The organism is Chryseobacterium sp. MIQD13, assembly GCF_050496705.1.
GTDB lineage: Bacteria > Bacteroidota > Bacteroidia > Flavobacteriales > Weeksellaceae > Chryseobacterium.
The window spans coordinates 675,178-687,867 of the sequence record NZ_JBNWAF010000001.1; the positions used below are offsets into that span (position 1 = coordinate 675,178).

Consider the following 12,690-nt stretch of genomic DNA (forward strand, 5'->3'; position numbering starts at 1 on the left):
TGAGTGAAAATGAAATTAGAACATAAAAATTAATGAAAATATCTGAGCTTAAGGATAGAAGAATTATTCGTAGAGCAACCCGTCAATTTGACCAAATGGGATATAGAATTTATAACTCTTTCGAATATGATTTTCCTTACAATCCTACCTATAAAGGCAACGAAAGAGAAAGGTTGTTTGCCAAGCTTATCGACATGCTGCCCTTCTTTCTTATTTATCTACTATTGTTTGGGAAAATGGCTGTACTCAGTTTTCTATATTCAATCCCCTCTGCCATTATTTTTGGAGCCTTGTGCGAAGTATTTTGGGGAGCTACCCTCGGCAAAAGCATATTTAAAATAAAAGTGCTTGATGATTTTGGAAATTATCCTAACCTGCTATTATCCTTAAAAAGAAATTTTCTGTGTCTTGCAAATTTTTGGCCGGTATTTACAGATTACATCCCTCCAACAACCCATACATGGGAAAAAGAGACCACTTTAATGAATTTCAGTATGCATATGAACAATACAATCTGTAAAACTTATATTGTTAAGGAAAATAAAATTGAAGAAATAAAGAAATTACTTTATCAGGAAAAAACAAAGGCTGCACAATAATCTGTACAGCCTTTAATTTTAATATCTGAAGGGCTGGAAAGCCTTTTTATTTAAAATCCTTTGAATCTCTCCTCGGTCCTTTAGCTTCTGGCCATTTTACCGCTTCCCCTTTATCATCCAGAGGCATTACTCTTCTTGCTCTGCTTGTAAATTCAGGATCTTCTGATGCCATATAAGCCAGTGCAGCCGTTAAAACCACATTATTTTTCACCTCATCAAACACGATCTTATCATATGTATCTTTTGTGGTGTGCCATGTATAGCCAAAATATCCCCAGTTCAGAGAACTTAAAGAAAATCCGGGTACTCCTGCAGCTACAAATGAAGCATGGTCAGAACCACCGCCTCCCGGCATTCCCGGGAAGTCCGTTTTAATCTGGTCTCTTACCGTTTTCGGAACTCCGTTCAGCCATTTTCCAATATAATTATAGGAATCTGCAAATCCCTGTCCACTAATATTGATTACACGACCTGTTCCGTTATCCTGATTGAAAACGGCCTGGGTTCCTTTCATAATCTGCGGGTTATCTGCTACAAAACCTCTTGAACCGTTCAGCCCCTGCTCTTCACTTCCCCAAAGTCCTATCACAATAGTTCTTTTATTGTTTGGGTAATATTTTTTCAATATCCTCATAGTTTCAAGCATGGTAAGCGTACCCGTACCGTTGTCTGTCGCTCCCTGCGCCCCGTCCCATGAATCAAGATGGGCAGAAAGGATCACATATTCTTCAGGTTTCTCTTTTCCTTTGATGATACCTATAGTGTTAAAACTTTTCGCATCCGGAAGTATCTTAGACTGGGTATCTATTTTGATTTTAGGTTTAGCTCCGTTTTCTGCCATTCTGTAGAGCATTCCATAATCTTCCACATCAATATCAATCATTGGGATTTTTGATGTTTTTGCTCCGAAAATCCTGTTCGCTCCCATGATTCCTGTCCAGTTGGAAATGGCAATTCCGGCAGCACCGGCTTTTTCTAAAGCTTCCGGAAGCGTATTATTATCATAGCCTATATTCTTTACATAATCACGGAAGTCCTTTCCGGCCTGCTCCTTTTCTGCTTTCAGTTTTTCATACAGCTCCGGAGTGGCAAATTCTTTAATCTGCTCATCAGAGCGTCCAATTTTCTGGTACTGAGCAATAAGGACTATTTTCCCCTTCACGGAAGGAAGCCATGCATCAAATTCAGCCTTGGAAGAAGCTTTTGGAAGCACTACAACCTCAGCTTCTATTGCTTTTTTAGTTGCAGGACTCCACGCCAGCTGTGTTGCAGCTAATGATTTTACACGAGGATAAACCATATCAACATGGGTAATTCCACGCTGCCATCCTTTCCACGTTCCGAACTGCTGAAGACTGGATTCTATTCCCCATGAACGGAGTTTAGCTGCAGACCATTCATTGGCAGCCAGCATTTCAGGAGTTCCCACAAGACGTGGTCCTATACCATCCAGAAGCTCATAAGCCATATTTTCCAGCTGGGAACTGTTATTGATTTCATCCACAAAGCTTTTTACAACAGGATCAAGCTTTTCTTTAGTATCTACCTTCACCTGAGCCCATGAAAACTGGGCGACCAGCACAACTGCGGGCACAGCAAAAAATTTATTTATCTTCATAACATATATTGATTGCTTAAAGATAATGGATTTTACGGGAATAAAGAAGAAAAACGCAGAAGTAAAAGGGATAATTTGCGAATTTATCAGTTCTGTATTTTATTTTAAAAGTAATGATCCTAAGATTCAATCAAAAAGTTGTTATTTCTCATTAACAAAAGCCTGTTCTTCAGCCGAAAGGAGAATCGCATCTTCTTTCTGCTCTTTCACAGGTACATTTTCCCAGATACTTTTGCTGAAATCCACCTTATGATCAAGACCTGTTTTGTTTGATTTTTCGAAAGTATTATAAATAATCTCCCGGCTGAATTTTCTTTCATATTTCTTACCAAGATAGAAAGCCACATACTTTTCCCCTTCCAGTTTGTTTAGCGCAGGTATATACATACCGTCTTTTTTATAAAAATCAAAAATAAGTACTGCATCTCCAAGCTGGTAATCATATTCCGTTCCATTGGCAGCCTTTCTTTTAAGCACCGGATAATTGCTCTGCAGGTAATGGATCTCGAAATAAGTAATTGCTTTATCCTTCGTATTATATTTGAACTCCCCTTTCATTTCAATACCTGATCCGGATTTAATTTTAAATGTGATCAGCTGCTCCTCTCCTTCTTCAAAAATCAGTCTTCCCGAGTATTTTGTTTCTTTATATTTCAGATGTTTGAGTGTACGGTTAAGCTCAAAGCTCAGAAAATAATTCCCCATATATTCATGAGAGAATTCATCTGTATTTCTTGAAAATATACTGTCGGATTTCAAGTTTTTAAGATATTTCACATTGTTCAGCTGCATCTGAAGAATCTCATCATAGTTTTTATGATATCCATCCCTGAAATTGTAATGATTGCTTTTGCTCCATAGCTTTGCTTCTGCAATCACCAGGAAATCCAGTTTATCATTATTAATCTTTTTTTCCTTATACACAACATTATAAAGAGAAGGCTCATTATAGTATCTTTTATGATAGTTTCTGTTTACATCATCAAAAATCTTTTTGATATTTACATCCACTATTTTTATTTCCCCGATATCTTTATAAATGGGTTTAAGCTTAATTAAAGTTTTAAAAGCCTGAGATTTTTCTTTCTGATAACCCGAAGCTGTAATTTCAAAATTAGCCGCATCCTGGTTTACCGGTGCAAAACCATCTTCATTGGTATAAACGATCTGATCATGGAGAAGGATCCTTGCATTAGAAACAGGTCTTCCGCTTTCGGAATCTATAACTTTTAATTTCTGCCCGGAAAAAAGCCCGAAAAAGAGGATTAATAAAAAATAAGAGTTTTTCATGGTATCTGTATAATTGGTTTAAAAAATCAATTACACAAATATATATCCGTACAGGGAAATAAGATAATTTCTGAATAAAATTTAATAGTCTTTAACTTATTCAATACGGTTATTTAAAACTGAGAACAGTGCATAAAAAAAGCCGGCTCAGTGAGCCGGCTTGGGAACGAATTATTTTTTAGCTTCTTCTACAGAAACTTTTCTGAATTCTTTGAACAATTTGCTAAGTTCCAAAGCTGATTTACGAGCTCTTGTACCAGCAGCTTTGTTTCCTTTTTCTGCTTGTTGGTTAGCCTCAGTTGCGAACGCTTCGAATTCAGCGTTGATTTTTTCAATTAGTTCTTTCATTATTTTTAAAATTTAGGCTGCAAATATAGGTTTTATGGTAATTCCAGCCTAGCTCAGACAAAAAAAGTTTGGATTAAAATGTTATTTTTTTCTGCTTTTTGATTATCAGTCTGATTTTCTTTGCATTTCTACTAAAAATTCAGGGCTTTTATTAAAGTTAATGAGGCTTACAGGCAATTAACAGACAATTTTTCCATCCACTGATTCCCTGTATTTATTCTTATTCCAAAGTTGCAGAATTTTTGATGTGTATCATAATCAAGGTTCCTTAAATTCTGTTCATTCAGTAAAAATTTTTAAACAAAAAAACTGTGCTGATTAAATTAATGAAAACTGTATCCTTTTTGAATGTAATAATCTTCTAAATTTGAATAAAAAAGATTCATGAATATAATGTCAAAATTTACAGTCGGTTCTGAAGAAGGAATTTCTGATCTTATAACCATTATTGATTCTTCAACCTACACCATGCACAAGGATCTTGTTCCTGAAGAGGATATCAAAAAATATATCGCCAACGATATCGATCCCAGAAAAATGATCAATGATCTGAATGATCTTTCCAACCAGCTTATTATAACCTATGCAGATGATCAACCTGTTGGATACAGTATTCTGAAAAGCGGCCACAACCATCCTGCCCTTCCTGAAGGGAAAAGAGCTACGGAGATCAGTTTTGTGATACTTCCCGAATTCAATTCACCGGACATCAGAGAATCACTTTGGAAAAAATGCAGATCTGCAGCCAGTTTTACAGATATTATATGGCTTAATATGATGAGCCATGATCCGCTTTTAGAGTTTTTAAAAAAATCAGGTTTTGTCATTACTGCTGATACTACAGCCGGACCTTTTCAGCTTCCGTCTCATATATTGGCACTGGAACTTAATAAAAATTAAATCTTACTCTACAGCAGAATTTTCTCACCACAAAAGCTTCTGACCTTTAAGTTTATTTTGAAGTAACATTTCCTTCTTGATTGAACTTATTATTTTCGGTATTGTAAAACTTTTGTGGTGAAAAATAATTGTAAAAAGCAGTTCTGAAAGACAGTTCAGGATAAATCGAGAAAAACTATCACATTCATTATCATTACATCAGTGAAAATAATGTTCAATTAATATTGATTTACGTATCTTTGATTTTTATAATTTCTATATTATGAGTGATCAGCTGGAAACTATTGAAGATTATTACAGACGCATCAGAAAAGATCAGATAAAAATGTTTGATTCTGATGATTTTGAAACAGGAAAATCACATTTCAATGTTTCTATGCGGAGGTACTGTAGTTTTAAAAGTCCATATAACCGCCGGGATTATTACAAAATAAGCTTTATTATAGGAAAAGGCAGGTTCCAGTACGGACATCATGAGTTGTATGTTGACCGTCCTGCGCTTTTTTTTCCCTCACCTAATATTCCTTATTCATGGGAATGTGACGGGGATCTTCAGGAAGGATATTTCTGCCTGTTCAATCAGGAATTTTTCAGCGGAAATACAGAATTCAATCTTTTCAAAAAGACTTCATTATTTAAAGAATGGAGCAAGCCTATTATATTTTTAACGGATGAACAAACCCAGCTGGCTACCTTATATTTTGAACAAATGTATAAGCTGAATAATTCAGCGTACCCGTTCCGGTGCAGCAGTATTAAAAGTCATCTGGCCTCTGTAATGCATCTGGCATTGGAGAACCGTGTGGATGATATTAATCCCAGTGAACTTCCCGCTAATATCCGTTTATACCGTTTATTTGATGAGCTTCTCAACAAACAGTTCCCACTGGATTCTCCGGCCTATCCGCTGGCCCTGAAAACAGCTTCTGACTTTGCAGATCATCTGAATGTACATGTCAATCACTTGAATTCATCGGTAAAATCTGTAACTCAGCTTACCACTACACAAATTATTAAAGATAGAGTATTTGAAGAGTCCAAAAACCTGTTGAAATATACCAATTGGGATATCGCTGAAATAGGATACACCCTGGGGTTCGAACAACCATCTCATTTCAATAATTTCTTTAAAAAACATGCTGAAGTTTCTCCTTTAAAATTTAAGAACGCATTTTAAATCTTTGATTTTTGTAATTTTTACTTTGTCTTTTAAAATTACATTTATAGATTCCCGGCTTATTTTTGCATAGTAAAATAACGAATGAATATGTTGTTGAAAGAAGCATCTGAAAAAAGAATCAGATTAATAACCATTATGGCTTTTGTGTCGATCCCGCTTTCAGGGTTTGTCACTGATATTTATTTACCATCATTCCCATCGATGGCAAAGGAGATGCAGGTCTCTGAAAAGGACATCCAGATCACATTAACATCTTATTTACTGAGTTACGGTATCTCACAGCTCTTTGTCGGGGGAATCCTGGACAGTATCGGACGTTACCGTCCTAAACTTATTGCCCTTCTTGTACTGATCATTAGCAGTATCCTGATCACGATGACGGACAGTATTCTGCTGATCTGCCTGCTCCGTATTCTTCAGGGAGCTGCTGTTTCTGTTCTGGTTGTAGCTACCCGTGCTATTTTTGTAGATCTTTATGATTCTGAAAAAGTAAAGCACTATCTGAGCTATTTCACAATTGTCTGGTCCTGCGGGCCTATTCTGGCTCCTTTTCTGGGTGGATATCTTGAAAAGCTCTTTAATTGGCATGCCAATTTTTATTTTCTGGCTTTATATGCAGGAGTTCTGCTTCTCTTTGAATGGTTTTTCAGTGGTGAAAGCTTACACGAAAGAAAAAAGCTTAACCTTTCTGAGAATATCAGCCTGTATAAAATGATGCTGAAAAACAGGATTTTCATGCTTGGAATTTTTATTTTGGGACTAAGCTACTCTATTGTAATGCTTTTTAATATCACAGGACCTTTTATTATTGAAAATACATTCCATTTTACCCCTGTGGTTATCGGATATTGTACCCTGATCTTAGGGTTTTCATGGATGATCGGCGGTTTTATCGGGAAGCGAAGACTTAAACTTGATTTTAAAGAACGGATCTTACAGCCTATTATTCTACAGCTTATCCTGATTACGGGGCTGATTGCAACAAGTTTCTATGCAGAAAGCCTCTTTATTATGATTCCTTTTGCATTCTTCATTCATATATGTTCAGGGGTCCTGTTTACGTCATTTTTCACCACCAGCATGCTTTATTTTCCTAAAAATGCAGGAACAGCCGGCGGACTGATGGGCGGATTGGTATATGTAATTACTTCTATAACAAGTTTTATTATTTCTGTAAGTGGAACAGTGAGTGAGCAGGACGGTCTTGCCTGGCGTTATCTGGCGATTGCCGTGATACTTTTAGGAATTATCCTGGTCATGCATCAGGCTGTTAGAAAAGAACAAGCAGAGGATTAATCTCTGCTTTTCTTATATATTAAATCTTTACACTGTTTTCACAGTTAATCAATGAGATCCTAATCTCTGGTAAGTAAACTGCTTTTCAAAATAATATTTTTAATCTGAGCCTCTTTATAACTCCAATAGTCGCTGTTTCTCGGCATTTGGTTTTCCAAAATAATCAGATTTACATCAGCTGAAGGAAAATGAATATTTAAACAGGTAAAACCGTCTCCAAGCCCTGTTACCGCATAATAACCGAGTCCGGATTCTTTGATAAGACGTACATTATACCCAAATCCCATATTTTCTTTCCCAAAGACATCATGCTGTGACATTGCTGTAGGCGATGTCATCATTTTAAATGTTCCTGATTTTAATAATTCTCCTTCAAACAAAGCATTATCCCATAAAGAAAGATCATAAACAGTTGATACAACTCCGGCAGCAGGCAGGATATCTTTATTCAAAAACGATTTTTCCACCTTTTCAAAGTTATTTTCTTTGTTCATATAACCGTTTACAAGTCCCCGTTTGTTATCTTTATTGTAGCAGAAAGTATTTTTCATTTTTAGTTGTCTGAACAGTTCATCAGCCAGTTCTACATATGTTTTACCCGTTACTTTTTCAAGGATTTCTCCTAAAAGCATATAAGACAGATTCCCGTACTTGAATTGTGAGCCGGGTTTAAAAATAAGCGGTTTTTCTGTATCAACTATTCCGTGGGTATGATTAAGAAGCTGGTGAACAGTCACTGAATCTGCCCAGCCCTGAGTTAAAGATGGCAGATATTTTCTGATTGGAGACTGCAAATTTATATTTCCTTTTTCTACTTCCTTCAAAATAAGAACCGCAGTAACCTGCTTCGAATTTGACATAATTTCAAACTGGTCATCAAGTTTTAGCGGAATACCGGCACTGAAATCTTTATAGCCAAAAGCTTTGGCATATCTAACCTTTCCCGCTTTTGTGACCAGGACAGTTCCGTTAAATTTTATAGGATCCGTATTCGTAATAATACTGTCTATTTTTTTTGAAAAATCATCTGTTTTCTGGGCTTTGGCTATTGAGAAACTAAGTATGGTAAGTAGAAATCCTGTAAATTTTAATTGCATTTAATTTTATTTTTCATTGGTATAATAATTCCACACAGCTTTGGCAATATCTGCGATTATTTTTTCTGTTTCTGCTCTTTCTTCGGTAATATTTTTAAGGTAAACAGAAAGGATAAAGTGTTTTCCGTTAGGAAGCTTCACAATTCCTACATCATTCATTGCTGCTCTGAGATTCTGGTCATTCGTTCCGGAAATTCCTGTTCTGTGAGCCAGTTCCGTATCTTTTGGCAGTCCTGCTTTCATCCAGGTAAGCCCACGCGAAGTTTCCACCATGATCCGGTATAAATATTTTGTGGTTTCTTTTTTCAGGATTTTTCCTTTATAAAATTTTTCTAAAAGCACTGTTGTTGCTAAAGGCGTTGATGTATTCAGGTATAATTTTTCCCAGGAAGACATTTCCTGCTCATTGACTTTAATGGTAAAATCTTTAATTCCCTGTTTATTAATGAATTTTTGAACCGGTTCAGTACCGCCTATTCTGTTTAAAAGGATATCACAACCGTTATTATCACTGTGTGAAACAGTATATCTCAATATCTGGTCCAGCGTTAAATAAACATTCCCATTCGGAAATTCATCTCTCATAGGGCTCCAAGTATCCGGATGAAGCTCTTCTTTTTTCACGAAAATCTTTTGATTTAAATTCAGTTTCCCTTTATCTACCAAATTAAGGACAGTCAGAGCAATATGAAACTTAAATACACTCATCACAGGCATTTTCAGATTTCCATTGATACTTAAAGTGTCTTTATCTTCAATACCTTTTACAGATATACCGGCAGTGGCGTTCTTTGTTGAGATGATTTGTTGTATTTCCTTTCTCAGATTTTCAGTTGATTGTGCTTTTACAGTTAAGTTGAGAGACAATAACAGAGTAAGAGGTATGAGCTTCTTCATTCAATAATTAGTTTCGGTTATCTGTATTTTTTAAAATTGCATGAAAGTAAGAAATATTAAACGATTCAATATCAAAAATTCTCAATAAATTCTGAATCGCTTTCTTTTCACTTAAAACAACTCTAATCCAGTTGAAGGCATTACCCTTTTAAACCTCTTATTTAAAGGCATTAAAAAAGAAAGCAAACAAAAATTAAGTAGAAATACTGAATCCCCTGTACCCCTTTCTGATTAATTTTGAGTAGACAAAAGCCGATACCTACAGATTGCTTAACAAGCCATTTCCGGGTCCACTTTTGAATCCATCAACTTATAACCATAAAAACTATATATCATGCTTAAACGAAAAAAAGAAAGTCTTGAAACAGGAAGTGAATTACTCCGAAAAAGTTCAGGTGAGGATCAGGGTATTCTAGCACAAATGATGTCCGGATATTCTAAACTTCTTATTGATGATCCGGTAATGCCCTTTAAAGAAGAAAATCTGCAGGAGATAGCAAATAATGTGGATTATGGCATTTTAGCAGCATTGGATGGTACATGGGTGAGCTACAACGCAAATTATAATAAAAATATAGACAAACCCTCATTAGCAAGCGGAATTCATACAACCATCATGCCCTCTCCGGGTACCAATTCAGGTACAATTCCAGGCAAATTCAGTTTTGACAGTGAGGAATATATTGAAAAACTGACATTTTCTCTGGTTCCCGGAGGTGTTCGTAACCGGGGTGGTGCCAGTGAATTATTTTGCGGTGCAGTGAAATATGAGCAAACGATTAAAAGTGTCAATAAGGAAGCAGGAAAACCAGATCTGCAATATACATCCATTCATGAAGAAAACGGAATGTATTTATGGCTGAGTGATGTATACAATCATGCAGCGACCAAAGAATCTATTGAGAAAGACCGCGGTATTCATGCCTTTTCTGATGAGGACTATAAAAATTACGGATATAAAGGAGAATACAGGGATGAGCCTCTGGTTCAGATATCAGCTGATAAGAATAATAAAAAGTATATTCTTTTAAGTGAATTACAGCCGGGACAGGAATATTATGAAATTATTCCGGCACAAGAGTTAAAGCCCGGAGATGGTATAAAAGGACCTTATTTTATTCCGGACTACTCTATTTCAAGAAGCGGTGTTATTCCTCACGGCAGTACCATTACGCTGCTGGGAGATATTACGCCCAGCGGTTCTAACTACTTAATCAATGGCTCACCAAAATTCCCGTATGGCAATGCAGCCTGGGAGCCTGATCATCTTGCTATTTCACGTACCATGGGTGGCGCAGGTGCAAGTCCTACCCATCCTATCAATCTTGATGAGCCGGCACCAGCCTGGGTTCATGAAAAATTAAATGATCACAATGACCCCGGATCAAATAAAATTTATACACAAAGAATACTTGCCAATGATCTGTATCCTTATTCCGTACGACCCGATTTACGGTTAAGAGATACTTTAAGCGGCCAGAATGTTGCCAACTATGTTCTTGTTCAAATGTCATCAAAAATGAAGACCGGTGCACAGGGAGGAATCTTAAATGTTCCTTTTGTCAACCGTTTTGTTCCTACTGTTGAAGTGGATTTCCGCTTATGGATTGAAACGGTGATTGAAAACGGAAAGAAAATTCTTCAGCTGCAATATGAACAAATTGTATTTTTTGAATTTGATTTCGGAAATGACGGCGGGACAACAAGCTGGCCTCATATACAGGTAAATACACTTCGTAAATTGGAAGATATCCCGGAAGATCAGAGACGGGTAATAGAAGAACAGTTTTTTGATAAACAGCCACATGATATAGGTAACACTGCGACTGGATGCCCTTATCATAAAGGATAAGAATTTCTTATAAAAACATGAAACCAAGAGGCAAACTTCTGCCTCTTTTTTTATTCTTTTTAAAATTAGTATTTAAATAAAAAGTACAGATATTACAGATTCTCATAAGTCTGATCTACTAAAAAAGATACCGCTTTTTTAATTTTTTCACGTCCTTCAGCTGTATTTAGGTCAATCCCACAAAAGATACTGCCATTTACGGAAGCATACATATTAAGATAATAAAGTCCTGAAACCATAATAGCCGCTATCGCACGAAAATCCCAGGAGCGTTCACCAAAATAGGGGTCAATGATCAGTTTTAAGAGACTTTCTCCGCTTTCTTCCTGCATATTGGTAAGTTTCGTTAAAGATTTCCTGGATTCGGATAAACGCCAGAGCAAGAGCTTTTGAAATTCTTTATTACTATGTACATAATCAAATTGCTGGAGTAACATTTTTTCCATAAACAATCTTCCCCCATCTCCTATATCCGGCATTATCTGATCTGTCGTTACATTACTCCAATAGTCCTGGGAGCGGATATACTCGTCTATCAGGCCATCTATTCCGCCAAAATAGGTATAGATCATTTTTTTATCTACCCCGGCAACGGCGGCAATATCATTTACTTTTAATGCTGCATATCCTTTTGTTTTCAGAATCTTTCCAACCGCATCTAAAAATTTTTTTTTACTGCGTTCCTTGTTCCGGATACTGCCTGCTGCTGATTTTCTTTCCATGACTAAACATTAGATTATACAAGTTTATGAAAATTTTTATTATTTTAGACACTACGTAGTGTCTTATTTTGTATATTTGCACAAACTAAACCATTCTATATATATTTAAACACTATTTATGTTTTTGAAAATGGCTAATGATGAAACATTGAAGAAGGAAAAAAGTGATTGTTCCGTACTATATGAAACACTCTCAAATACTAATGCTAAGGTAAAAACACTAAATGTAAGCAGCATCACTAGAAATCTAATGATGCTGTTTTTATTTTCACTAATAGTACCGGCAAATAATAAAATATCAATTAAGTTCCATCTACTGACACCCTCTTGTCACGACCCTCTCTTATTTTTGCGGTATAATTTAAAATTCCAACAAGATGAATTTAGTTTCAACACGCATCATCACAGCCAATATCGAAAGTTTGGTAAAATTTTACGAACAAATAACAGACATACAGGCCATACAGTATACTCCTGATTTTGCTGAACTAAAAACAGCAGCTGCAACAATTGCTATCGGAAGTATCCGGACATTACAATTCTTTGGTGGGGAAAGTGTGGCACAACCTGCCGAAAACCGTTCTGTAATTATAGAGTTTCTAGTTAATGATGTAGATAAAGAATTCGGGCGGTTAAAACACCTCCTGTCTTCCAATATTGTGCAGGAACCAACTATAATGCCCTGGGGCAATAAATCTTTACTTTTCAGAGATCCTGATGGCAATCTGGTGAACTTCTTTACACCTGCAACAAAAGAGTCGGTAGAAAAATTTACGTCTAAAAAAGAGTAAGAGTTACCCGGATACATAAAATAAAGAAAGTGACCATTTACAAAGATGGTCACTTTTTAATTATCTCTAAACCGGCTGGCGGTGTCAACTTAATGAGAGT

12 protein-coding genes are annotated in these 12,690 nt (G+C 36.1%); 6 read left to right on the forward strand and 6 right to left on the reverse strand.

All coding sequences use genetic code 11. The annotated features are described in order from the left end of the window. Positions 1–32 precede the first annotated feature (32 nt). Complete coding sequence (locus ACQWU4_RS03240; RefSeq protein WP_429934326.1) at positions 33–599, forward strand: RDD family protein; 567 nt, start codon at positions 33–35, stop codon at positions 597–599. 46 nt (positions 600–645) lie between these two features. Here the strand turns inward: ACQWU4_RS03240 and ACQWU4_RS03245 are convergent, their stop codons facing one another. The 3 genes from ACQWU4_RS03245 to ACQWU4_RS03255 all read right to left on the reverse strand — a co-directional run bounded on the left by ACQWU4_RS03245 (position 646) and on the right by ACQWU4_RS03255 (position 3,855). Beyond that, complete coding sequence (locus ACQWU4_RS03245) at positions 646–2,217, reverse strand: M20/M25/M40 family metallo-hydrolase (protein ID WP_429934327.1); 1,572 nt, start codon at positions 2,215–2,217, stop codon at positions 646–648. A 141-nt stretch (positions 2,218–2,358) separates the two neighbouring features. Next, positions 2,359–3,507 (reverse strand): hypothetical protein, encoded by a 1,149-nt coding sequence (locus tag ACQWU4_RS03250; protein ID WP_429934328.1) that lies wholly within the window; start codon positions 3,505–3,507, stop codon positions 2,359–2,361. A gap of 171 nt (positions 3,508–3,678) precedes the next feature. Beyond that, positions 3,679–3,855 carry a histone H1 gene (locus ACQWU4_RS03255; protein ID WP_040994607.1) on the reverse strand — a complete coding sequence of 59 codons (177 nt, stop codon included), beginning with the start codon at positions 3,853–3,855 and terminating at the stop codon, positions 3,679–3,681. Positions 3,856–4,248: 393 nt separating this feature from the next. On the opposite strand from ACQWU4_RS03255, the gene ACQWU4_RS03260 reads away from it, so the two are divergent. The 3 genes from ACQWU4_RS03260 (at position 4,249) to ACQWU4_RS03270 (ending at position 7,231) form a co-directional block, all read left to right on the forward strand. Beyond that, on the forward strand, positions 4,249–4,755 hold the full coding sequence (locus tag ACQWU4_RS03260) for a hypothetical protein (RefSeq protein WP_429934329.1): 507 nt from the start codon (positions 4,249–4,251) through the stop codon (positions 4,753–4,755). A 262-nt stretch (positions 4,756–5,017) separates the two neighbouring features. Continuing rightward, positions 5,018–5,932, forward strand: coding sequence for a helix-turn-helix domain-containing protein (locus tag ACQWU4_RS03265; RefSeq protein WP_429934330.1), 915 nt, complete (start codon positions 5,018–5,020; stop codon positions 5,930–5,932). A 93-nt stretch (positions 5,933–6,025) separates the two neighbouring features. After that, positions 6,026–7,231, forward strand: a complete 1,206-nt coding sequence (locus tag ACQWU4_RS03270; RefSeq protein ID WP_429935070.1) for a Bcr/CflA family efflux MFS transporter — start codon at positions 6,026–6,028, stop codon at positions 7,229–7,231. 59 nt (positions 7,232–7,290) lie between these two features. Here ACQWU4_RS03270 and ACQWU4_RS03275 read toward each other — a convergent pair whose 3' ends face one another. Both ACQWU4_RS03275 and bla read right to left on the reverse strand, forming a co-directional pair. Beyond that, the gene (locus ACQWU4_RS03275; RefSeq protein WP_429934331.1) at positions 7,291–8,328 is read right to left on the reverse strand and encodes a serine hydrolase domain-containing protein; all 1,038 of its coding nucleotides are present in this window, start codon (positions 8,326–8,328) and stop codon (positions 7,291–7,293) included. Positions 8,329–8,334: 6 nt separating this feature from the next. After that, positions 8,335–9,225 carry a class A beta-lactamase, subclass A2 gene (bla, locus tag ACQWU4_RS03280; protein ID WP_429934332.1) on the reverse strand — a complete coding sequence of 297 codons (891 nt, stop codon included), beginning with the start codon at positions 9,223–9,225 and terminating at the stop codon, positions 8,335–8,337. 334 nt (positions 9,226–9,559) lie between these two features. Between bla and ACQWU4_RS03285 the strand changes: the two genes are divergently transcribed. After that, positions 9,560–11,077: a peroxidase, FMP-type gene (locus ACQWU4_RS03285; RefSeq protein WP_429934333.1), complete on the forward strand. Its 1,518-nt coding sequence runs from the start codon at positions 9,560–9,562 to the stop codon at positions 11,075–11,077. 92 nt (positions 11,078–11,169) lie between these two features. Here ACQWU4_RS03285 and ACQWU4_RS03290 read toward each other — a convergent pair whose 3' ends face one another. Continuing rightward, positions 11,170–11,799 carry a TetR/AcrR family transcriptional regulator gene (locus tag ACQWU4_RS03290; protein WP_429934334.1) on the reverse strand — a complete coding sequence of 210 codons (630 nt, stop codon included), beginning with the start codon at positions 11,797–11,799 and terminating at the stop codon, positions 11,170–11,172. A gap of 377 nt (positions 11,800–12,176) precedes the next feature. On the opposite strand from ACQWU4_RS03290, the gene ACQWU4_RS03295 reads away from it, so the two are divergent. Continuing rightward, positions 12,177–12,590, forward strand: a complete 414-nt coding sequence (locus ACQWU4_RS03295) for a VOC family protein (protein WP_429934335.1) — start codon at positions 12,177–12,179, stop codon at positions 12,588–12,590. Positions 12,591–12,690 lie beyond the last annotated feature (100 nt).